25 protein-coding genes, 1 pseudogene and 1 riboswitch are annotated in these 21345 nt (G+C 34.4%); of the genes and pseudogenes, 21 read left to right on the top strand and 5 right to left on the bottom strand.

Annotation, left to right across the window (positions count from 1 at the left end; translation table 11 throughout):
• Positions 1–5 precede the first annotated feature (5 nt).
• Positions 6–776 carry a divergent polysaccharide deacetylase family protein gene (locus JFT89_RS07410; RefSeq protein ID WP_201039707.1) on the bottom strand — a complete coding sequence of 257 codons (771 nt, stop codon included), beginning with the start codon at positions 774–776 and terminating at the stop codon, positions 6–8.
• Between the two features lie 489 nt (positions 777–1265).
• Here JFT89_RS07410 and JFT89_RS07405 point away from each other — a divergent pair, with 489 nt between their 5' ends.
• Entirely contained in the window at positions 1266–1547 is a 282-nt protein-coding gene (locus JFT89_RS07405; protein WP_002011543.1) for an aspartyl-phosphate phosphatase Spo0E family protein, read from the top strand.
• Between the two features lie 29 nt (positions 1548–1576).
• Here the strand turns inward: JFT89_RS07405 and JFT89_RS07400 are convergent, their stop codons facing one another.
• Positions 1577–3073: a DUF3149 domain-containing protein gene (locus tag JFT89_RS07400; protein WP_016094501.1), complete on the bottom strand. Its 1497-nt coding sequence runs from the start codon at positions 3071–3073 to the stop codon at positions 1577–1579.
• 193 nt (positions 3074–3266) lie between these two features.
• Here JFT89_RS07400 and JFT89_RS07395 point away from each other — a divergent pair, with 193 nt between their 5' ends.
• The 4 genes from JFT89_RS07395 to JFT89_RS30140 all read left to right on the top strand — a co-directional run bounded on the left by JFT89_RS07395 (position 3267) and on the right by JFT89_RS30140 (position 6462).
• Positions 3267–3713, top strand: a complete 447-nt coding sequence (locus JFT89_RS07395) for a MarR family winged helix-turn-helix transcriptional regulator (RefSeq protein WP_002064378.1) — start codon at positions 3267–3269, stop codon at positions 3711–3713.
• A 160-nt stretch (positions 3714–3873) separates the two neighbouring features.
• The gene (locus tag JFT89_RS07390) at positions 3874–5568 is read left to right on the top strand and encodes a M3 family oligoendopeptidase (protein WP_002011536.1); all 1695 of its coding nucleotides are present in this window, start codon (positions 3874–3876) and stop codon (positions 5566–5568) included.
• Positions 5569–5706: 138 nt separating this feature from the next.
• Positions 5707–6240 (top strand): DinB family protein, encoded by a 534-nt coding sequence (locus JFT89_RS07385; protein ID WP_002030551.1) that lies wholly within the window; start codon positions 5707–5709, stop codon positions 6238–6240.
• A gap of 105 nt (positions 6241–6345) precedes the next feature.
• Positions 6346–6462: a DUF6254 family protein gene (locus JFT89_RS30140; protein ID WP_000038354.1), complete on the top strand. Its 117-nt coding sequence runs from the start codon at positions 6346–6348 to the stop codon at positions 6460–6462.
• A 9-nt stretch (positions 6463–6471) separates the two neighbouring features.
• Here the strand turns inward: JFT89_RS30140 and JFT89_RS07380 are convergent, their stop codons facing one another.
• Positions 6472–7680, bottom strand: coding sequence for an ATP-binding protein (locus tag JFT89_RS07380; protein ID WP_002126178.1), 1209 nt, complete (start codon positions 7678–7680; stop codon positions 6472–6474).
• A gap of 208 nt (positions 7681–7888) precedes the next feature.
• Positions 7889–7932: riboswitch (PreQ1 riboswitch) on the top strand.
• A 93-nt stretch (positions 7933–8025) separates the two neighbouring features.
• Between JFT89_RS07380 and queC the strand changes: the two genes are divergently transcribed.
• Genes queC through queF form a run of 4 tightly spaced genes read left to right on the top strand, consistent with a single transcriptional unit; the run spans position 8026 to position 10404 of the window.
• Positions 8026–8688, top strand: coding sequence for a 7-cyano-7-deazaguanine synthase QueC (queC, locus tag JFT89_RS07375; protein WP_002086813.1), 663 nt, complete (start codon positions 8026–8028; stop codon positions 8686–8688).
• Positions 8688–9179 carry a 6-carboxytetrahydropterin synthase QueD gene (gene queD / locus JFT89_RS07370; RefSeq protein ID WP_002011526.1) on the top strand — a complete coding sequence of 164 codons (492 nt, stop codon included), beginning with the start codon at positions 8688–8690 and terminating at the stop codon, positions 9177–9179. Before queC ends, queD begins: the two co-directional genes overlap by 1 nt.
• Entirely contained in the window at positions 9172–9888 is a 717-nt protein-coding gene (gene queE / locus JFT89_RS07365) for a 7-carboxy-7-deazaguanine synthase QueE (protein WP_002086811.1), read from the top strand. Before queD ends, queE begins: the two co-directional genes overlap by 8 nt.
• 18 nt (positions 9889–9906) lie before the next feature.
• Positions 9907–10404, top strand: a complete 498-nt coding sequence (gene queF, locus JFT89_RS07360) for a preQ(1) synthase (protein WP_201039706.1) — start codon at positions 9907–9909, stop codon at positions 10402–10404.
• 50 nt (positions 10405–10454) lie between these two features.
• Here queF and JFT89_RS07355 read toward each other — a convergent pair whose 3' ends face one another.
• Positions 10455–10640: a YkvS family protein gene (locus JFT89_RS07355; protein ID WP_002064385.1), complete on the bottom strand. Its 186-nt coding sequence runs from the start codon at positions 10638–10640 to the stop codon at positions 10455–10457.
• 409 nt (positions 10641–11049) lie between these two features.
• On the opposite strand from JFT89_RS07355, the gene JFT89_RS07350 reads away from it, so the two are divergent.
• From JFT89_RS07350 to JFT89_RS07340, 3 genes are all read left to right on the top strand, one after another.
• Positions 11050–11610 carry a GNAT family N-acetyltransferase gene (locus JFT89_RS07350; protein WP_080116882.1) on the top strand — a complete coding sequence of 187 codons (561 nt, stop codon included), beginning with the start codon at positions 11050–11052 and terminating at the stop codon, positions 11608–11610.
• 267 nt (positions 11611–11877) lie between these two features.
• Complete coding sequence (locus JFT89_RS07345; protein WP_033706566.1) at positions 11878–12036, top strand: hypothetical protein; 159 nt, start codon at positions 11878–11880, stop codon at positions 12034–12036.
• An 81-nt stretch (positions 12037–12117) separates the two neighbouring features.
• The gene (locus tag JFT89_RS07340) at positions 12118–12720 is read left to right on the top strand and encodes a histidine phosphatase family protein (RefSeq protein WP_201039705.1); all 603 of its coding nucleotides are present in this window, start codon (positions 12118–12120) and stop codon (positions 12718–12720) included.
• 60 nt (positions 12721–12780) lie between these two features.
• On the opposite strand, the gene JFT89_RS07335 is transcribed toward JFT89_RS07340, so the two are convergent.
• A complete protein-coding gene (locus JFT89_RS07335; RefSeq protein ID WP_002064388.1) occupies positions 12781–13359 on the bottom strand; it encodes a GNAT family N-acetyltransferase in 579 nt (192 codons plus the stop codon).
• A gap of 261 nt (positions 13360–13620) precedes the next feature.
• Between JFT89_RS07335 and JFT89_RS07330 the strand changes: the two genes are divergently transcribed.
• The 9 genes and pseudogenes from JFT89_RS07330 (at position 13621) to JFT89_RS07290 (ending at position 21332) form a co-directional block, all read left to right on the top strand.
• Complete coding sequence (locus tag JFT89_RS07330) at positions 13621–13815, top strand: hypothetical protein (RefSeq protein WP_002011514.1); 195 nt, start codon at positions 13621–13623, stop codon at positions 13813–13815.
• 25 nt (positions 13816–13840) lie between these two features.
• A complete protein-coding gene (locus tag JFT89_RS07325; RefSeq protein ID WP_002064389.1) occupies positions 13841–14158 on the top strand; it encodes a hypothetical protein in 318 nt (105 codons plus the stop codon).
• A gap of 476 nt (positions 14159–14634) precedes the next feature.
• The gene (gene nrdI, locus JFT89_RS07320) at positions 14635–14994 is read left to right on the top strand and encodes a class Ib ribonucleoside-diphosphate reductase assembly flavoprotein NrdI (protein WP_000959445.1); all 360 of its coding nucleotides are present in this window, start codon (positions 14635–14637) and stop codon (positions 14992–14994) included.
• A pseudogene (locus tag JFT89_RS07315) lies at positions 14981–16108 on the top strand (ribonucleotide reductase N-terminal alpha domain-containing protein); the annotation flags it as partial. The gene nrdI and the pseudogene JFT89_RS07315, both read left to right, overlap by 14 nt.
• Before the next feature lie 382 nt (positions 16109–16490).
• Positions 16491–17441, top strand: coding sequence for a ribonucleotide reductase large subunit (locus JFT89_RS07310; protein WP_307838605.1), 951 nt, complete (start codon positions 16491–16493; stop codon positions 17439–17441).
• A 94-nt stretch (positions 17442–17535) separates the two neighbouring features.
• A complete protein-coding gene (gene nrdF, locus JFT89_RS07305) occupies positions 17536–18504 on the top strand; it encodes a class 1b ribonucleoside-diphosphate reductase subunit beta (RefSeq protein ID WP_002064394.1) in 969 nt (322 codons plus the stop codon).
• Between the two features lie 422 nt (positions 18505–18926).
• A complete protein-coding gene (locus tag JFT89_RS07300) occupies positions 18927–20276 on the top strand; it encodes an APC family permease (RefSeq protein WP_201039704.1) in 1350 nt (449 codons plus the stop codon).
• Between the two features lie 489 nt (positions 20277–20765).
• Positions 20766–21056 carry an SAV0927 family protein gene (locus JFT89_RS07295; RefSeq protein WP_002149603.1) on the top strand — a complete coding sequence of 97 codons (291 nt, stop codon included), beginning with the start codon at positions 20766–20768 and terminating at the stop codon, positions 21054–21056.
• 27 nt (positions 21057–21083) lie between these two features.
• Positions 21084–21332, top strand: a complete 249-nt coding sequence (locus tag JFT89_RS07290; RefSeq protein WP_002149602.1) for a biotin/lipoyl attachment domain-containing protein — start codon at positions 21084–21086, stop codon at positions 21330–21332.
• Positions 21333–21345: the final 13 nt, after the last annotated feature.

The following is a 21345-nucleotide window of genomic DNA, read 5'->3' as shown; positions in this document are numbered from 1 at the left end:
GAATTTTATTTTGAAACAGAAGGTGGAGATAATGCTAAATCAGATAAAAAAATAAAGTCTGCATGCTCACGAATTTTAGGAATAGAAGTTTCGATAATACGTGATGTAATTTCACCTGGAGCCCCAACGTGTCCGATAGCTACCATAATGGGTTTGTCTTGGATTTTTTTTATGAGTATTTGTGCTTGTTTTGAAATGTGACTTACCGTATATACATCATCAAAAAATAATTGGTTTTCAATAATAGGAACGCCTAATTCTTTACCGATTTTTGGGACAACACTATTAGGGTTTGTTTTACTATCTAAATAAAATAAACCGTGCTTTTTACAGGCAGAAAGTATAAGACGTACAATCCTTTCATCAGCGGTTACTTTTGATCCCATATGATTGTTCATTCCTATTGCATGAGGTATTTCTTGAATTGCTTGTTCGAGTCGGTTGTTTATTTCTTCATCGCTTAAATCTGTTGTAATCGCTTTTGGTCCAAGCCACTCTTTTTTTCCTCTAATTGGTTCCATTGGCATATGTATAATAACTTCATGCCCTTTTTTATGGGCAGCTATTGCATCTTGTTTAGTAGAAGGAAGAAATGGCATAACAGCAACAGTGAGTGGAATAGGAAGTGATAACATCTTATCTGTGCCTTTCATATTATTGCCGAAATCATCGATGACAATAGCAACTTTATTCGTATGAGCGTTAGCTTGAATAGGAAAGAGGAAGAATGGTATGAACAGGGTGAAGATGAGAACTGTAATAGTATATTTGCGCATATAAATATTTCCTTTCTATTTTATCCCGCTATTTGCGGGCAGTAAGACTCCCACCTCAAAATTTGGCTGGAGTAAAGAAGTTAGGTGGAAAATCCACTGCCCGTAAACGCCCGATTGGTGAAGGCTAATAATTAGTGGGGGATGGACAAAACCCCCACTAATTAAAGTTCACTTTATCAATCATCATTATGTTTTGCGTTTTTACATAAATTAAACAAAAAATGTCGAAGAAAAGTACATTGAAAATAGAGAATCCACTGTTTACTGAGTATTTACAAAAAAGAAGATGAAAAAAATGTCTATTATTGCGAATGTATTTACAAAGATAGAATAATTTGTAATAATTCTCAAAGTGAGGGTAAAGATTTGTAATTTACAGGGGAAAAATGTTAAATTTTCTGATTCTTCAATTTTAAATAGAATTAAGTGTTTAAAGGGCTAAAGTAGAAGAGGCGTTGAGAGTATGGAAGAAAAATAAGGGGGATATGGATGTTTACTGTAAAAAGGAAGTACACATTAGAAAAGCTTTCGCATGATATTCATATGAAACGTGAAGAAATGATTCATTTAGGATTAACAAGTGGGTTAAATAGTATGGAGACAATTCAAGTTAGTCAAGAATTGGACAAGCTTATCGTACAGTATCAGCGTTACAAAGAAAAACAAACACCGAAATGGTTTTCAATTATAAAGGTTCCTATATTTCAAATTGGGTATGAAGGGAAATCAAACAATTTTTGGAGAATGTTTGTAGCTGGTTTTATGAAATAAGTATAATTACCCTTTTAGGATAAGGATAATTATACTATGTGTAATGGAATCTCTATATGAACTGTCGTTCCTTTGTTTTCTTTACTGTCAATAAATATATGCCCATTGTACATCTCTACAATTCGTTTACATATAACAAGCCCAAGACCTGTTCCAGTATCTTTATTAGTAAAGAACGGATGAAAGAGGTGTTTTTGAATATGTTTAGGAATCCCTTTTCCAGTATCAATAATTTGCAAGTGTGCGTGTTTTTCGTTGTTTGTTACTACAATGGTTAATGTATCACCAGAAGCCATAGCTTCAATTGCATTTTTTGTAATGTTTAAAACCACTTGTTTCATATGGTCTTTTGAGCAACGTATATGAACAGGGTGGTCTGGCAAATGTAAATGAAATACAATGTTATGTAGATTCGCTTCAGATTGGATAATTAATGCTACCTCATTAAGAATCGTTCTTACATCATATGTTTGTTCAATGATGGCAGTTGGTTTTCCAAGAATAAGAAATTCGCTTACAATTTCATTAATCCGTTCTATTTCTTGTTCGATTACGGAAAAGTAGAACTGATCCTGTTCATCTTTATATTTCTCTTTTAACAGAGCAACGAGTCCTTTAATTCCAGTAAGAGGGTTACGGATTTCATGAGCTGTACTAGCTGCAAAAGTTCCAACCAATTCAATTTTTTGTAGTTCATTTTGTTGTCTTTCTAGTTTTGTTTGACGTTTTAATAACATATATTGAGCAAGTAAAAATAAAATAGACATTAAAAATAAAGTAGCTATACACTCTATTGCAACTAACTGGTATAAAGTTTGTTGATGAATAGGTAACGGAGAAACAGAGACTTTCCAATTTAATCTTTGGAGTGGGGTAGTAAGCATGTTAGAATGCCCATCGCTTGTTTCGTTATTATCATCGGTTAGAAAAACTACATCATGTTTATCAGTCACTTCGAAATGATATTGTGGTTTAATAGCATTTAAAGAGGCTGAAATGTAGTCAAAGCGTAAACTTGCTAATAATAATCCTGAGAGTTCCTTTTGTCTATTAAATATTGGAGACGCAATCATAATAGCTTGATGTCCAAGAACGCGATCTGTAATAACTGATGATACAGTTGTTTTCTTAGATTGCAATGCATCTTGGATGTATTGGCGGTCAGAAACGTCAATAGGCGGCGAATCGCCTTGGGATGCGAGTGTAATCATCCCATCTGTCGTAGCGTAATATAGACCGGAAAAACGTTCATCATTTCCATCGGTATCATGTACAATCTGTTTAATCCCATTGATGTTTCCAGTTTCGGTCCCTACGACTTTTGCGAGCATTTCTAAGGCAGATATAGCTTCACCAAGGTGATGGTCTAAATAGTCTCTATATAAAAAGAGAACAGTGTGAGCAGATAGTTTGTTTGCCTGCTTCATTTGATAAGTGTGATATGAAAAAAATGTGGCACCAATCCCTATCGTTGGCAGTATAACAAGCAGTATGTAAAAAACTATGCTTTGTAATTTGACTTTCAAATTTGGTACTCCTTCTTTTTTATTATCATTATATATAAACTATGTTAAAATTGTCATGTTTTTATTCAAGAATCATTTGCAGTACATTAGGGAAAGGAAAAGGAATGAGTGAATATTCATTCGGAAGTTGTAATGAAGTGCTACGTTGCTTTTCTTTTTGTTGCGGAGAATTTAAGTGAAGGGTTGAAATGGTATGACATCAAATAATGAGCGAGAAGACATTTCTCAATCTTTAAAAGTATTTATTGCATTATCCCGTGTACATCGTTCTGTTATGGATACTACAAATAAATCCATACAAAGTAACGGATTAAATCCAACTGAGTTTGCTGTATTAGAATTACTATATCATAAAGGAGGCCAACCACTTCAGCAAATCGGTGAGCGTATTTTAATAGCTAGTGGCAGCATTACATACGTTGTAGATAAGCTAGAGAAAAAAGGGCTTGTAAAACGAATTCCATGTCCAAATGACAGGCGTGTTATTTATGCACAATTAACGGAGTCTGGAGAGAGCTTTATTGCTTCTATTTTTCCAGGTCATGAGCAAGTTATATATCAGTCTTTTGAAATGTTAACGAAAGATGAAAAGGATGAATTACTTGATCTATTAAAAAAGATTGGAAAGTATGAAAAATAATGATATGTTCCAAAGGAGCTTTGGATAAAGAAATCCAAGGCTTTTTTGTGTGCATGTATTTATGACATCATCTACCGCATTTTGCTGAAGAATAAGAGGAGATTTATAAGTAAGAATTGAATTATAATAATGATGCATATAATGGAGAGGGGGCTCGTTCATGTCATTTAAAGACTATGAATATAAACGGCCAAATATTGAAGAATTAAAAGGGAAATTTACTGTTGCTTTAGAGAAGTTTGATAACGCAAAAACTGTAGAAGAACAAAAACAAGTTATCAATTCAATTAACGAAATTCGTAATGACTTTGGTACAATGGGTAACCTTTGTTACATTCGTCATTCTGTTGATACGACAGATGCTTTTTATAAGGATGAGCAGGATTTCTTTGATGAATTCTCTCCAGTTGTACAAGGGTATGGTACAAAGTATTATAATGCGTTAATTCATTCTCCATTCCGCGAAGAATTAGAGGCGTATTATGGAAAGCAATTATTTGCTCTAGCTGAATGTGATTTAAAAACATATTCAGATGAAGTAGTGAAAGATTTACAATTAGAGAATAAATTGTCTTCACAATATACACAGTTATTAGCATCTGCAAAAATTGACTTTGCAGGAGAAGAAAGAACGTTATCGCAACTTATTCCGTTTATGCAAGGAAAAGAAAGAAGTGAACGTAAAGCAGCAAGTGAAGCATACTACGGATTTTTAGCTGAGAACGAGGAAGAGTTAGATCGTATTTATGATGAGCTTGTTAAAGTGAGAACGAAAATCGCAAAAACACTTGGTTTTAAAAACTTTGTTGAATTAGGATATGCAAGAATGTATCGTACAGATTATAATGCTGAAATGGTAGCGAACTATCGTCAGCAAGTATTAGATTATATCGTTCCAGTTGCAACCGAGTTAAGAAATAGACAAAAAGCACGCATTGGTGTAGAAAAGCTCGCTTATTATGATGAAAACTTTGAGTTTGCTACAGGTAATCCAACTCCAAAAGGCGATGCCGATTGGATTATTAATCACGGGAAAACGATGTATAAAGAATTATCAGCTGAAACAGATGAGTTTTTTAATTTCATGCTCGATAATGATTTATTAGATTTAGTTGCGAAAAAAGGAAAAGCTGGTGGTGGATATTGTACATATATCGAGAATTATAAAGCGCCATTCATCTTCTCAAACTTTAATGGAACGTCTGGGGACATTGATGTATTAACACATGAAGCTGGTCATGCTTTCCAAGTATATGAAAGTCGTAAGTATGAAATTCCAGAATATAATTGGCCAACATATGAAGCATGTGAAATCCATTCAATGAGTATGGAATTCTTTACATGGCCATGGATGAAGTTATTCTTTGAAGAAGATGCGGATAAATATTATTTCTCACACTTAAGTTCAGCACTTCTATTTTTACCGTACGGTGTATCTGTAGATGAATATCAACATTATGTATATGAAAATCCAGAAGCATCGCCAGCAGAACGTAAGTCAGCATGGCGTAACATAGAGAAGAAGTATTTACCACATCGTGATTATGAAGATAATGATTATTTAGAGCGTGGTGGTTTCTGGCAACGTCAAGGTCATATTTATAGCTCACCTTTCTATTATATTGACTACACGTTAGCTCAAATTTGTGCACTGCAATTTTGGAAACGTGCAAGAGATAATAGACAAGAGGCTTGGGAAGATTATGTGAATCTTTGTCAACAAGGTGGAAGTAAATCATTCTTAGAATTAGTAGAAGTTGCAAATTTAACATCACCATTCGCTGAAGGGTGTGTAAAAAGTGTAATTACAGAAATTGAAGCGTGGTTACGTGCTGTTGACGACACAAAATTGTAAAAAACATGCACTTTTTTCCTATGTTTAACATCGACATAATAGAAAAATGATGAGATAATAAAAGAAAATTCAGAATTATCTTAGGGGTGTTTCTAATGGGGAGCGCCCCTTTTCACCAACAAAAGGGGGGAAAGCACTATGCTTCAATCTAATATGGATGTTAGTTTAGAAACTTTAGTCCACTCATTACAGTCTACACGAAGCACGCTGTTATCAGAAATTGAAATGTTAAATGATACGGAGGTGAATGTAAAGCCACGCCGTGATAAATGGAGTATTATTCAAATTTTGCATCATTTGCATTTAGTTGAACAGTCTGTCACATCTGCCCTTGTATATGCTTTGCAAAAAAAAGAAAGAAAACTTGCTCCATTTAAAGACCTCCAACTTACGCTTGATCGCACACATAAAAGGGAAGCTCCTCAACAAATGAAACCAACAGAAACATTAATGAAAAAACTGCAAGGAATTCAATTACTAGAACATTCACGACAAGAATTATTACATGCCCTTCATAGTGTAATAGATGAAAAAGAATTATTTGAAAATGGATTAAAACATCCTATTTTTAATGATTTGAATTTATATCAATGGGTTCAATTTCTAGATTTACACGAACAAAGACATCTTACACAGCTAAAAGAAGCGAAACATGCAATTTTACAGCGTTAAAATGAAAGAAGTGGGGAACCGCTTCTTTTCTTTTTTACTCATGCATAATTTTCTTTCTCATTCTGGAATACTACATGGAGAAAAGAAAAGAAGGAGTTGAAAAGCATGTCAAAGAAAAAGAGAGAAGAAGAGCGCGCCTGGAAAGCTCGGAAAGAAAATCAAAAACCACATGGGAAAGTGAAAGCTTTTGCAGAATTAGTTGAAGGAACAGAAAAAACGTGATGAACTTCATCACGTTTTTTGTATGAGTGGGAAAGTTAATAAGAAAGTTGTACCTGTACCTTTTTCGCTTATAATATCAATCTTTCCATCCATTGCTTGAATGACGCTGAAGACGACCATCATTCCGAGTCCGGTCCCTTTTTCTTTCGTTGAGTAGAAAGGTGATCCAAGGCGTTTTATTTGTTCTTGATCCATACCAACTCCTGTATCTTTTATATATAGTTGTATATGTTTATGGTCTGGAACTAATGTAAGAATAAGGTCGCCACCTGTAGGCATAGCCTCAATACAATTTTTAAAAATATTTAATAAACATTGGTTCAGTTTTTGCTTTTCGCCAGCGATAAAGAAAGATGTACTTTGTTTTATATAATTTATACGAACATTTGCTAAATTGGCGAGAGGTGTGATCAAAGACAACGCATGAAGTAATTCTTCCTCTACTTGTAATTGTTGTTCTTTTTCAATACTCGGTTTTGCAAAAGTTAAGTAGTCTGTAAGAACGTGATTTGCTTGTTCGATACCATTAATGGCTATGTCGATATATAATTTTCGTTCTTTCTCAGAACATGTATCTGACTGTAAAAGTTGTAAAAAACCTTTCGTTGCAGTTAAAGGATTACGAATTTCATGAGAGATAGAAGCTGCCATTTCGCCGATTAAATGAAATTTCTCAGCGTTCATAAGTTCATTTTGGAGACGAACTTGCATTTGTAATATGTGTAGTAAATATAAAATAAGGATCGTGCCAATCATCGTACATAGTTCGTACACAATGATATGTGGTATATAATCTGCCTCATTTGTAACACTTGCAAGGAAAAATGGTATCCAACCAAATCCATAAGTAAGACTGTAAAAAATAGCAAGTGTTATTTTTATATGATTAGAACTTCGATTAAAAAATTTGTATGTTAATAGTAGAACAATAAATAGGAGAATAGAAGCGATAAAGGATGGAAACGCACCTATTCCTCCCAATAAAAAGCGATAAATGTTTAATACAGCTAAAATAGAACCACCAGCAATAGGCCCTCCCGTTAACGTGCCGACAATTAATACGATATGTCGCATGTCGAACTGAAAACCATTATTTGTTTTTGCTGCGAAAGTGATACATAGTATGGTAGCGAGGCAACACAATACAATAAATATGGCTGAATTTAATTTAGGAGAGCGTTTCCCTTTCTGATTCCAAAATAAATGATATACGAGCATTGTAACGAGAATAGATAATATATTTAAAAAGAGGTAAATAATAAAGAGTTCCAGTGGGATGCCTCCTCTCTTCTAACATTAAATTAATCATACTATAAAATGAAAGAAATGAAATGTGAAATAGCGGAAAAAATCAGAAATTTTTTCTGGTAGTATACAATATGTTACAATAATCTTTGTCAATGAAAGAAGAAATTCCGTGCACTGCATGGGAGAGGTTCGCGAACTCCCTCTATAAAAAACTATGGAAACAACAATATCATTAGGTATTGTTTTGTTTTTTTATTGTGACAGTTCAAGAACGTTCTTTCTTCTTATTCGTAGTAGAGAAGGAGAATGAGTGAAATGAAAAAAGAAAAAGCAGTTGTTGTTTTTAGTGGTGGACAAGATAGTACAACATGTTTATTTTGGGCGATACAGCAGTTTGAAGAAGTGGAAGCTGTAACATTTAACTACAATCAACGTCATAAATTAGAAATTGATTGTGCAGCGGAAATTGCGAAAGAGCTAGGAATTAAACATACGATACTAGATATGAGCTTATTAAATCAACTTGCCCCAAATGCGTTAACGAGAACGGATATGGAGATTACACATGAAGAAGGCGAATTGCCATCAACATTTGTAGATGGGCGAAATTTACTATTTTTATCATTTGCGGCTGTATTAGCAAAACAAGTTGGAGCACGTCATATTGTAACGGGTGTATGTGAAACTGATTTCAGTGGTTATCCAGATTGTCGTGACGTGTTTGTGAAATCATTAAACGTTACATTAAATTTATCTATGGATTATCCGTTTGTTATTCATACACCACTTATGTGGATTGATAAAGCAGAGACATGGAAATTATCTGATGAACTGGGAGCATTTGAGTTTGTTAGAGAAAAAACATTAACATGTTATAACGGAATCATTGGTGATGGTTGCGGTGAATGTCCAGCATGTCAACTTCGTAAAGCGGGATTAGATACGTATCTACAAGAACGCGAAGGAGCGAGCAACTAATGGATAACTTTTTTGGATTTCGCATCGTAGAAAATTTACAAAAAATGGACAAGGATATTCAGCGTGAACAACTCAAATATCATAATAAAAGAGTAATGGTCAGCAAGGAATTTACATTTGACGCAGCGCACCATTTACACTGCTATGAAGGGAAATGTAAAAATTTACATGGACACACATATAAAGTCGTATTTGGAATTAGCGGATATGTAAATGAAATAGGCCTTGCAATTGACTTTGGAGATATAAAAGAGATTTGGAAAAATGAAATAGAAATTTATTTAGATCATCGTTATTTAAACGAAACATTGCCAGAAATGAATACGACTGCTGAAAATATGGTCGTTTGGATTTATGAAAAGATGGCAGAAGCATTAACGAAAGATAATCGTGCGAACGAATATAAGGGAGCTCGTGTTGAATTTGTTCGTCTTTTTGAGACGCCGACTAGTTATGCGGAAGTAAGACGGGAGTGGATGCTCGATGAGTAAAATCCCCGTCTTAGAAATATTTGGTCCAACCATTCAAGGAGAAGGGATGGTTGTAGGACAAAAGACAATGTTTATCCGTACAGCGGGCTGTGATTATAGCTGTGCTTGGTGTGATTCTGCTTTTACATGGGATGGATCGGCCAAAGATCAAATTAAACAAATGACACCGGAAGACATTTGGAATGAGCTTGTAGAAATTGGCGGAGAAAATTTTTCTCATGTTACGATTTCGGGTGGAAATCCTGTTTTGCTGAAAAATATGCAATTTCTTCTTTCTATATTAAAGGAGAATGGAATGCGAACAGCGGTAGAAACGCAAGGGAGTAAATGGCAAGATTGGTTGCTTCAAATTGATGAGGTAACGATTTCTCCAAAACCACCAAGTTCAACTATGAAAACAGATTTTCAGATGTTAGATTCTGTTATTCATAAACTAGCAGGGAAAGATTTTAGTTTAAAAGTAGTAGTATTCGATGATCAAGATTTTGAATATGCAGTTAAGATGCACGAGCGTTATCCGAATGTACCATTTTTCTTACAAGTAGGGAATGATGATACGAAAACAGTGGATGATGCGGTGCTTATAAAAAAACTATTAGAAAAATATGAGTGGCTTATTGAAAAAGCTGTGAATTGTAAAGAAATGAATGATGCGAAAGTACTGCCTCAGCTTCATGCGTTAGTATGGGGAAATAAACGAGGGGTATAATGAGAAGGGATGTTTAAAATGGCAGGAAGATTAGATGAAGATTTAAAAGATGTAACATTATTAGGAAATCAAAATACAAAATATTTATTTGAATATAGCCCGGAAATTTTAGAGGTATTTGATAATAACCATCCAAACCGTGATTACTTTGTAAAATTCAATTGTCCTGAATTTACAAGTTTATGTCCGAAAACAGGACAACCAGATTTTGCAACAATTTATATTAGCTACATTCCAGAACAAAGAATGGTAGAGAGTAAATCTTTAAAGCTATATTTATTTAGCTTTCGAAATCATGGTGACTTTCACGAAGATTGCATGAACGTTATTATGAATGATTTAATTAAATTAATGGATCCACGCTATATTGAGATATGGGGGAAATTTACACCACGTGGTGGTATTTCAATCGATCCTTACTGTAACTACGGCCGCCCAGGAACTAAGTATGAGAAAATGGCAGACTACCGCATGATGAATCACGATTTATATCCAGAAAAGATCGATAATCGTTAATATAGAAAGAAAGGATCTGTATGATATACAGATCCTTTCTTTCTATTATATTATGCATGTTGATTAATGACAGTATAGTTTTTATGGCTTACAACTGTAAGAGGTTCCATATCTAGTTCTCTAAAATTCTCCATAATTGTTATATCAACAATAACGGAGTTTTGATTTACCTTTTGAACACGGCCTTGCATTCCACCTTTAAATTCAATGATATCTCCAGTTTCTGCGATCTGCATAAGCAACTCTCCTTGTTCCAGTTTTCCCAAAAAAGAATAATTTGGGCTTTTTTATTTCTTCTTATTTTGAACTATATTTACTACTTTGTAAATGTTTCCAAAGTAAAAATTCGAAAAATATTCACTTTTTGTAAGGGAATATTTAAAAAATATTGTGTACAGAGATAATAAAGTTGTTTAATTTATAATAAAGTCGTTTAAAACATAATAAAGTTGTTTAAAAAACGCCAGTCATGTTATTCAACAATCGGGCTATATAACGGAACGAATCCTTGTCAAAATTAAAAATATTTGAAATAATTGTTAGTAAGTTAAAGGAGGGCGATTGCAGAAAAAGGTGATACGACTTTCTCTTACTTAAGAATTGTGGAATAGTTAAAAAATCCGATTAATTATATTCCGAAAGGGTGTGTGTAATATATTATCAACTAATGTTTTTACTTATAAATCTAAGGATGGAAAAACAGTAATAATTAGAGAAGCTAAAGAACAGGATGCAGAAAGAATGCTAAATTCTGCTTCAAAAGCTTTAATAAACGCTCCATACATGCTAAGTACGGTTGAGGATGTAAAAAAGATGAGTTTTGATGCTATTCAAAAAACGTTAAAAGCTTATCATGAAAATCCAAATTATGTACAGTTTATTGCTGAAGTTGATGGTAAGTTAGTCGGTGCAATAGATTTTAAGAACGGAAACAAAGAAAAAATTAGTCATCAAGGGGCTTTTGCGATGACCATACTACCTGAATATCGAAATTATGGTATTGGAAGAGCTCTTCTAGAAACGTTAATCAATTGGGCTAAAAATAACAGTAAGATTGAAAAAGTTTGTCTTGAGGTAATGGAAGATAATTTAGGTGCAATCCAGTTATATAAGAATCTAGGCTTTTTTGAAGAGGGTAGAAAAGCAAAGGGTGTAAAATTGGATGACGGCTATCAAGATTTAATATTAATGGCTTTATTCGTTTGAAATTAAACATTATTCAACAATAGGCGCTATTGTTGAATAAAACTTAGATTTTCAAACGACTTTATTGTTATATTTTTAAGTACAGTGAAGTATCTTATATCGAAAATTATACAACTATATTTTAACCCCGTCCTAAATTTAGAACGGGGTTATGCTTGTTTTGGGTTTGAAAGTAAATAACTTTATTGTCTTTTTACATATTGTTTAGGAGAGGAATGACGAAAGATGCAATGACTTACTAAAGTGGGAGAAATTAGGGGTGGTAAAATGATGTTTGAAGTTGTGGGAAGCTTTATAGCGATTTTATTATTTTTATTTTCTTATATACAGTTGAAGAAAGTGCGTCATCATGAAACAACTACATATTTTGATGGACTGGATGGTGTGCACACATCGATAACACATGATAGTGGTGGGGATATATAACTTTCTTTTTATGCATGGTATGATGGCAATAAGAAATAGTACGTAATATAGTTCGTAAGTGATGAATGGGGAGTGGAAAGAATGCGAATTTCTTTTATTCGTCATGGTCGTTTGGACAGTACTATAGAGCCGATGACAATTATTTCATTTCGTGAATGGGTGAATCAATATGATTTAGGGACTACAGTAAAAGAAGCTCCTATACCAATTGAAACAATTGAGGCGATTGAATCAGCGAAACTGGTTGTAACGAGTGATCAAAGGCGCGCTGTACAGTCAGCGGCTGAGTTATTGGATTCCCTATCTTTTGTGCAAAATCCTCTTTTTAGGGAAGCTGAAGTTCCAACGAGTTTTTATGCTCCAAAATGGTTGAAATGTAAACCGAATGTATGGATGTTTATTGGACGTACACGATGGATAGTTAGTTATAGTAAAGAGGTTGAGTCTTATAAGGAAGTACGAGAAAGAGCAAGGCAAGCCGCTAATATGTTGCACCGCTATGCGCTCGTACATGGACATATTGCCCTTGTAGGTCATAGTTATTTTAATGCGATGATTGGGACTGAACTGAGGGCAATGGGGTGGTCTGGTTCGCCTATTTTCCATAGGAAGCCATGGGGATGTACAACGTATACATTTCATGAGGCGATGGATGGAAATGTATTAAATACAAAATTAATTTAAAAGAGGCTGTCCCTTTGGCAGCCTCTTTCTCTACATAACAAGTAAAAAAGAATTGTCCTTTTAAGATATAGAAACCAATGACCGTAATGGTTTTATTAGATGGGCATACGGTTCACCGACGAGCATAACGGTTTTATCTTCTTTGTAACCAAGTTTTTCATATAGTGAAAAAGCGCGTTTGTTTTCTAAATTAACAAGTAAGGCGATTTTTTCATGCCCTTTTTCAGTTGCATGAAGTTCAGCTGCATCGATTAATTTAGAGCCAATGCCACGTCCACTGTACATATTTGAAACTGACAACGTGTCAATATAATACTCATCAAGCTCAGCTTCTTTTTCTAACGTAATGGATTCGTCTTCATGTAGTTCTCTTAAATAGTGTATGATTGGTGCATCAAGTTGTTCAGTATCACTACCGTGATAAACGACAATAACCCCAACTACTTTTCCATCTTGTTCAGCCACTAAACAGTTTTCATAGCTCAATCGATTATTTTCTTTTATGAACCATGTTTCAAGTCCTAGTATTACTTTTGCTTCAATTGTGCTACCTGTGATTTTTTCAGCAATTTCGTGCAGAGCGTTATACAATAAAGGTGCTACTTCTACCGCATCTGTCTTTTTTGCTTTCCGAATCATAGTATCCCTCCTAGTTCTAAATATATATTGTAGCATAAAATAAAATATCAAACAGTGATTTGGAACTTTGTTATACAGGGCATCAAAAAGTTTGATATAGAGAAGTAGCTATGTTAGTATATGATATTTAGTGCGAATATAATAAAGTGATATAGATATAAAAATAATGAAAGTGAATTACATAATAGTAACGGGATAATTTTACCGTTGTGGACCTATAGAAGATGCGATAGAATAAAATATTGCAGAGAGGTGAAATACATGGATAAACAATTAGCAAATACAATTTTGGATCAGCTGAAAAATGATGAAATAAAGGAGTATGTTGCGACGAAAGATGTATTTTATACGTTCAGAGAAGTTGTTGTAAATCGAGAAGATTTTAAACATATTATCGGGAACGCACAGCGCGGTGGACAGGTAATTTATACATATTCAGAAACACCACGTTCATAAATAGAAGATAAAGGAGAGGAGAATTATGGGAGATTTTAAACAAGGCATATTGCCACATTGGGATTATATGTGGAAAGATAGAGCTGGGAATAGGTTTATGGGAATGGTTATGTATCCAGAGAAACGAAAATGTTCAGCAAAAATGCTTCGGAAAATAAAAAGGGCGTATGAACAAGCAGTAGAAATTAAAGTAACGGTACAAGTTCAACATACATATCAGTACGTAGAAGGAATGATCGTATACTTTGATGAAGAAGCTCCTGTATGTACAATGCTCGATAAAGATGAGAATCCACATCATATATTTGTAAAAGATATTTTGCGTATTGAGCACCCTGAATAATTTTTTTCATAAATAAATTGAAGTTCCATAATAATAATCTTTTTCTATAATAGTTATCTTTTAGTATGTAACGAGGAACGAAAGAATATGTATAATATTTAATAAAGTAAAATTGATAAATGTAATCGTTTGTTAGAACAGATTATCGTTTAATATCTGTTCTTTTTGCGTGATGCTGGAGAAATATATTACTCCAGCATTTACTGTTTTATGACAAAAAATATCGGTAACTTTTTTAAAAATAAGGTTAAATTCGTTGACAACTTTTTTGAAAAGCACTTTATTGACATGAGTTTTAGAATGTTGTTTCATAGTCTTTGTATTGAAAAAAATCGACGGTCATGTCGAAAAGTAAAAGTTAAAAAAAGAAAGAATTTATACATATATCTTGTGTCTTATTTTGAAACGTAATACAATATATAGAGAAATCAAGAAACGACATACAGAGAATATAGATTGGAGAGGGAGGGTCGGAAATGTTAGTTGCATATGATTCTATGACAGGAAACGTGAAGCGTTTCATTCACAAATTAAATATGCCGGCCGTTCAAATTGATGAAGCTCTAGTATTAGATGAAGACTTTATTCTTATTACGTATACAACAGGTTTTGGAAATGTACCGGAACGTGTTTTAGACTTTTTAGAACGCAATAATGAAAAATTAAAAGGCGTATCTGCAAGTGGCAATCGTAATTGGGGAGACATGTTTGGTGCAAGTGCTGACAAAATTTCTACTAAATATGAAGTGCCTATTGTATCAAAATTTGAGTTATCTGGAACAAATAATGATGTAGAATATTTTAAAGAAAGGGTGCGGGAGATTGCGACACATTGAACTGAATAATGAAATCACGCAAATGCAGGACGGTTTTTATCAGCTTCATAAAGATAAAGAGGCGTTAGAAGTCTTTATGGAAGAAGCTAGAGAGAATACCGTTCATTTTAATAGCGTGGCAGAGCGAATGGAGTATATGAAAGAACATGATTACTATTACAACGTTCTGGACGAGTATAGCTTGGAGGAAGTAGAAGGAGTTTATAACATCGCTTATGGTGAAAACTTCGAGTTCCAATCTTATATGGCAGCATCTAAGTTCTATAAAGATTATGCGTTAAAAACGAATGATCAAAAACAATACTTAGAAAGCTATGAAGATCGTGTAGCAATTGTGTCATTATACTTAGGACGCGGTGATGTTGCGAAGGCAAAACAATTCGCAAGCATGATTGTAAAACAAAACTACCAACCAGCGACACCAACCTTTTTAAATGCGGGAAGAAGCAGAAGAGGAGAAATGGTGTCTTGTTTCTTGTTAGAGATGGACGATAGCTTAAATTCAATCGGTTTTAACATTAATACTGCGATGCAATTATCGAAAATCGGTGGTGGAGTAGCTTTAAACTTATCTAAGCTACGCGCACGTGGTGAGCAAATTAAAGGTATTGATAACGCCGCAAGTGGTGTAGTGCCTGTTATGAAATTGCTTGAAGATTCGTTTTCATATGCGAATCAACTTGGCCAACGAAAAGGTGCCGGCGCTGTATACTTAAACATTTTCCATTGGGATATTATAGAATTCCTTGATACAAAAAAAATAAATGCCGATGAGAAGAGCCGTATTCAGTCTCTATCAATCGGAATTATCATTCCAAGTAAGTTCTTTGAGCTTGCTGAGAAAAACGAACCTTTCCATGTTTTCGCGCCTTATACAGTATTTAAAGAGTACGGAAAACATTTAGATGATATAGATATCGACGAAATGTACGATGAATTAATGAGCAATCCGAAAGTGAAGAAGAAGCCACTAGATATTAGTGCGCGTGATATGCTTATTAAAATTGCTATGATTCAGCTTGAGTCTGGTTACCCATACTTAATGTTTAAATCAAATGCAAATAACCAGCATCCACTGAAGGATATTGGAACTGTGAAGATGTCGAACTTGTGTTAAATATGTAGCACCTTCTAGCAGAAATGCTAGTCGAAAACTCCGTTAAACGGGGAAAGCCTCAAGTTTGAGGTAACCTACCGTGCTAAATCTTATCTTAGAATGAAAATATAAAAGTTCAGAATGTATCTTATTATTTTGTATAGCAGAGTTATTGAACAACATAAAGTAATAAGAGACTTTCTGAAAGATTAAGATAAGTAAAAGCCTAACGACTATCCCATTTGGGAGTAGAGCGCAAGCGATTGGCGCTCGAAAAGCGGAGCACCTAACCAGGTAATGCTGTAGGTGATGATATAGTCTGTCCTGTATGGTGACATACAGCAGTTGCATGAGCAACGGACTGAGGAGTAGCGAACTCGGTTGAACATTCGAGACAGAAATCTTCCAGCTACAAGAAACTTCTGAAATAAATGATTACGGTACAGAAGACATTATCCGTCGTGATATTAACTGTAACTTAGGATCGTTAAATATCGTAAACGTAATGGAAAATAAAGAAATTCGTGAAGCAGTTCATGCGGGAATGGAAGCTTTAACAGCTGTTTCTGATATGACGATCATTCCGAATGCCCCAACTGTGAAAAAAGCAAATGATGAGCTTCATTCAGTTGGACTTGGAGCAATGAACTTACACGGATATTTAGCAAAAAATAAAATCGCTTATGAAAGTGCAGAAGCGAAAGAATTCGCTCGTACATTCTTTATGATGTTAAATTACTACTCGATTGAGAAAAGTATGGAAATCGCTAAAGAAAAAGGCGAGACATTTAAAGACTTCGATAAGTCTGATTATGCAAACGGCACATACTTTGAAAAGTATGAAACGACAGATTACAGCCCAGTAACTGAAAAAGTTCAGCAATTATTTGAAGGAATTCATATTCCAACAAAAGAAGATTGGACAAGTTTAAAAGAGCAAGTACAGAAGAATGGTTTATACAACTCATATCGTCTTGCAATCGCTCCGACACAATCGATCAGTTACGTTCAAAATGCAACTTCAAGCGTAATGCCAATCGTAAGTCAAATTGAATCAAGAACGTATGCGAATGCGACAACATATTATCCAATGCCGTATTTATCAAAAGATACGTTCTGGTACTATAAATCTTCTTACGATATGAATCAGTTTAAATTAATTGATTTAATTGCAGAGGTTCAAGAACATATTGACCAAGGAATTAGTACCATTCTTTATGTTAATAGTGATATTTCAACACGTGAGTTAGCACGTTACTACATTTATGCACATAAAAAAGGCTTGAAGAGTCTTTATTATACGAGAACACGTAAATTAAGCGTGGAAGAGTGCGTGGCTTGTACCGTTTAATATAAAAAGTGAGACATTATGAGCAGGGTTTTTCTGAACCCTGCTCATGCTTAGTTATCAATTTTTTATGTTTATTTAGAGAAGGGGCGATTTAATGCGTGCGGTAAACTGGAACAAAAAAGAAGATGATTTTAGTTTAATGTTTTGGAAGCAAAACATCGCTCAGTTTTGGACAGAAGAAGAAATCGCAGTGTCTTCTGACAAAAATACTTGGGCACAATTATCAAAAGAAGAGCAAATTGCTTATAAGCGTGTATTAGGTGGTTTAACACTTTTAGATACGAAACAAGGCGGCGAAGGGATGCCTCTTGTACTTGTTCATCTTGAAAATTTACAAGCGAAAAGTGTATTAGCTTTCATGGGCGCTATGGAAGAAGTACATGCGAAGAGTTACAGCCATATTTTCACAACGTTAGCTACTGAAGAAGAAATTGATGATATTTTTGAATGGGTAGATAACCATCCATTACTTGAGAAAAAAGCTGGTATTGTTACTAGTTACTATCGTCGTTTATTAAAGCCTGAAGTAACGAAAAAAGAGTTATACATGGCAATGGTAGCAAGTGTGTTCTTAGAAAGTTACTTATTCTATAGTGGGTTCTTCTATCCACTTTACTTAGCAGGTCAAGGCAAATTGACGGCAAGTGGTGAGATTATTAACTTAATAATTCGTGACGAGTCAATTCACGGCGTATTCGTTGGTATTTTAGCACAACAAATCTTCACAGAACTTTCTGCAAAAGAGCAACAAGAAGTACAAACGGAAACGCAAGAGTTATTAATGGAACTGTATGAAATTGAATTGGCATATACAGAAGAAATTTATACTTCTATCGGTCTTGTAGAGGATGTAAATCGTTTCGTTCGTTACAATGCGAATAAAGGACTTATGAACTTAGGACTTGAGCCGAAGTTTGAGGAAGAAGAAATTAACCCAATCGTTTTAAATGGTTTACGTACAGATACGAAAAACCATGACTTCTTCTCTGTAAAAGGAAATGGTTACGTAAAAGCAACGAATGTTGAAAAGTTAGCAGACGATGACTTCGTATTCAATTTTTAATATAGTGTTGTAGAAAAAGCTGTCTTTATAGAAAAGACAGCTTTTTTGCTATGAATAGTTTACATAATGTTATTATTTCATGGAAATATTTTAATCTTGTAAAAGCCCAATTTTTGAGGAAGTGGGAATAAAAAAACAAGGATTAAAGTTTTATTTTTCATATTTAGTCGTATGAGAGATTGAATAACTTATGCCAAAATGAATAAAAAATGAGAAGAAATGAGACCAAACTCCACCTATATGTTCTTTTTACTATTGAATTTTTAAATGCTAGAAATTTTGGCTTAAAAATTGCATGAATATTTAAAAAGTAAAGAAAAGGGAGGTAATATCCAGTGTGATATACAGTTATTTGAAAACGCTTCCTTTTAACTGTCGATTTTTAAATGGAAATTAGATAGAGAAAGTAGGGGGAATGATAGGTGGGAAAAGTAGTTGGTTTAAAACGTTCATTAGGGCTTTGGTCAATTGTTATGCTAGGGGTCGGGTATATGACACCGATGGTTGGGTTTGATACATTTGGAATCGTTTCTGAAAAAACGGGTGGTCATGTTCCAGGAGCTTATCTTATTGCATTAGCAGGGATGTTGTTTACCGCTGCAAGCTACGGCAAAATGGTAAAGGTTTTTCCTACCGCTGGATCTGCTTATACGTATACACAGAAGACAATTAGTGCAAGGCTTGGGTTTCTTGTTGGATGGTCCGCGTTATTGGATTATTTGTTTCTACCAATGGTGAACGCACTATTAACGAGAATTTATATGTCAGCATTTTTCCCAAGTGTTCCTAGTTGGGTATGGGTCATTGGCTTTGTTCTCCTGGTTACATTAATAAATATGATTAGCGTAAATGTTACTGCTAATTTCAATACGTTCTTAGTAATATTTCAGGTGTTAGTAATGGCCGTATTTGTTTTTCTAGTTATAAAAGGCTTATTAGCGGGAGAGGGAACAGGAGAAGTTTTTTCCATTCAGCCGTTTTTTCAATCAGATATACAAATATCACCGTTAGTTGCAGGTGCAACAATTCTTTGTTTCTCATTTTTAGGTTTTGATGCAGTAACTACATTTTCAGAAGAGACACCAAACGCCAAAAAAACAATTCCTCGAGCTATTTTTCTTACTGCTTTAATCGGCGGAGTTTTATTCATTACTACTACGTATTTTACACAATCTATGTTTCCAGATACATCTGTATTTAAAAATCAAGAATCAGCATCTCCAGAAATTGCACTATATGTTGGTGGGAAATTATTTCAAGCTTTCTTTTTAGTAGGAACCCTTATGGGGACACTTGCGTCCGGTTTAGCTTCTCATACAAGTGTATCCAGGTTACTATACGTAATGGGGCGAGATAATGTAATTCCGAAGAAAATATTCGGATACATTCATCCTCGCTGGCGAACTCCAGTATATAATATTATTTTTGTAGGAATTATTTCGCTCTTCGCTATATTCATTGATTTAGAAACAGCAGCATCTCTTATTAACTTTGGAGCGCTTATTGCATTTACATTTGTTAATTTGTCTGTGATTTCTTACTATATAATCAAGAAAAAAAGATATAAAACGATAAAAGATTTCTTAAATTACCTAGTTATGCCTATTTTGGGTGCTGCTACTGTAGCCGTACTATGGTTTAATCTCAATATCCATTCACTTATTTTGGGACTTTGCTGGGCTGCTATTGGAATTGGGTACCTTCTATATGTTACAAATATGTTCCGTTCAGCTCCTCCGCAAATGCATTTTGAAGAAGTACAGGAAATATAAAGTGAAACTATAATCAGTGGGGGGGGTGTTCATCCCCCGCCGATTATTAGCCCTCATCAATCGGGCGTTTACGGGCAGCGGGGCTCCCACCTAACTTCTTTGCTCCAGCCGAATTTTGAGGTGGGAGTTTTACTGCCCACAAATAGCGGGATAAAAAAGCAAAAGACATCGGGAATGGATCCGATGTCTTTTGCTTTGAAGATCATGTAACCAATGCAGTATTGCATAATTCATTCAACGATTCATAAGGAAGAGGGGCAAGTCTAGGGAGTATGGCTGATAAATGATGATCAATATAGTATTTTCATTTGGCACAATTATTGCTTTGTACAATTAGTAAAAATATAAAAGCGGGGTGTTATTGTCGTAATCCAAGCAGAAAACAAATACAGTTGAACTTGAAAATCATTTCATTGAAGGTGGTTGCAAAGTTGTAGGAATAGCACGTCTAATATGCTAGTTGCATTTTTAACCTAAAGGAGGGACCAAATGAAACTGGATATTTTATTAGAAGAAGTGGAGAGACAACAAATCGGCTATTATTGCATTTTGTCGAATAGTCATCGTTACGATATAGCTGTTACGTATTCGCAACAGTTTCTTGGAAAAGCGATGGTTACCTCAATTCAAAATGGGAGAATGGTTTTATTAAGTCAAGAAGATATTGGAGAGGAACAATATTGGGCACCAAGGCTAGGAATTGAGGTAGAAGATATAGAAGAGCTTCAAAGCTTTTTCTATATGATTCTTCAGTCACAAAGGTTAGAAGAACAATATTAATAGAATAAAAGAAAGGGATGATTGATTGTGTATTATGATATTATTACGAGTCCGTGTTATGGAATAATTGAAAAAGTGTCTATTAATAAGGATTCGCGAATTTATGAATGGGAGCCATTATTCTCTATTAAAGATATGAATGGTAAACTGGAAGTAATTAAGATGGGATGTAGTGGAGAAGTTCAATCTTTAGAAGTAGAGGCAGGAGATAAAGTAATTCCAGGTATGGTATTAGCTTACATTCAAGAAGATCTTTTCGTTAGTGGTAGTGATTAATGATAGAACAATG

It is taken from the genome of Bacillus sp. TH25 (assembly GCF_016650935.1).
Classification (GTDB): domain Bacteria; phylum Bacillota; class Bacilli; order Bacillales; family Bacillaceae_G; genus Bacillus_A; species Bacillus_A mycoides.
Note: the sequence above shows the minus strand (reverse complement) of the source record. Positions and strands in the feature narration are given on the sequence as shown.

Excerpts from the sequence above, each read along its gene's own strand:
- JFT89_RS07340 (WP_201039705.1), top strand. The coding sequence starts at position 12,118 with ATGCGAATTTCTTTTATTCGTCATGGTCGTTTGGACAGTACTATAGAG.
- JFT89_RS30140 (WP_000038354.1), top strand. The coding sequence starts at position 6,346 with ATGTCAAAGAAAAAGAGAGAAGAAGAGCGCGCCTGGAAAGCTCGGAAA.
- nrdF (WP_002064394.1), top strand. The coding sequence starts at position 17,536 with ATGCGTGCGGTAAACTGGAACAAAAAAGAAGATGATTTTAGTTTAATG.
- JFT89_RS07380 (WP_002126178.1), bottom strand. The coding sequence starts at position 7,680 with ATGCTCGTATATCATTTATTTTGGAATCAGAAAGGGAAACGCTCTCCT.
- queD (WP_002011526.1), top strand. The coding sequence starts at position 8,688 with ATGGATAACTTTTTTGGATTTCGCATCGTAGAAAATTTACAAAAAATG.
- JFT89_RS07390 (WP_002011536.1), top strand. The coding sequence starts at position 3,874 with ATGTCATTTAAAGACTATGAATATAAACGGCCAAATATTGAAGAATTA.
- JFT89_RS07295 (WP_002149603.1), top strand. The coding sequence starts at position 20,766 with ATGAAACTGGATATTTTATTAGAAGAAGTGGAGAGACAACAAATCGGC.
- queC (WP_002086813.1), top strand. The coding sequence starts at position 8,026 with ATGAAAAAAGAAAAAGCAGTTGTTGTTTTTAGTGGTGGACAAGATAGT.
- JFT89_RS07405 (WP_002011543.1), top strand. The coding sequence starts at position 1,266 with ATGTTTACTGTAAAAAGGAAGTACACATTAGAAAAGCTTTCGCATGAT.
- JFT89_RS07335 (WP_002064388.1), bottom strand. The coding sequence starts at position 13,359 with ATGATTCGGAAAGCAAAAAAGACAGATGCGGTAGAAGTAGCACCTTTA.
- nrdI (WP_000959445.1), top strand. The coding sequence starts at position 14,635 with ATGTTAGTTGCATATGATTCTATGACAGGAAACGTGAAGCGTTTCATT.
- JFT89_RS07385 (WP_002030551.1), top strand. The coding sequence starts at position 5,707 with ATGCTTCAATCTAATATGGATGTTAGTTTAGAAACTTTAGTCCACTCA.
- queF (WP_201039706.1), top strand. The coding sequence starts at position 9,907 with ATGGCAGGAAGATTAGATGAAGATTTAAAAGATGTAACATTATTAGGA.
- JFT89_RS07345 (WP_033706566.1), top strand. The coding sequence starts at position 11,878 with ATGATGTTTGAAGTTGTGGGAAGCTTTATAGCGATTTTATTATTTTTA.
- JFT89_RS07330 (WP_002011514.1), top strand. The coding sequence starts at position 13,621 with ATGGATAAACAATTAGCAAATACAATTTTGGATCAGCTGAAAAATGAT.
- JFT89_RS07355 (WP_002064385.1), bottom strand. The coding sequence starts at position 10,640 with ATGCAGATCGCAGAAACTGGAGATATCATTGAATTTAAAGGTGGAATG.
- JFT89_RS07410 (WP_201039707.1), bottom strand. The coding sequence starts at position 776 with ATGCGCAAATATACTATTACAGTTCTCATCTTCACCCTGTTCATACCA.
- JFT89_RS07395 (WP_002064378.1), top strand. The coding sequence starts at position 3,267 with ATGACATCAAATAATGAGCGAGAAGACATTTCTCAATCTTTAAAAGTA.
- JFT89_RS07325 (WP_002064389.1), top strand. The coding sequence starts at position 13,841 with ATGGGAGATTTTAAACAAGGCATATTGCCACATTGGGATTATATGTGG.
- queE (WP_002086811.1), top strand. The coding sequence starts at position 9,172 with ATGAGTAAAATCCCCGTCTTAGAAATATTTGGTCCAACCATTCAAGGA.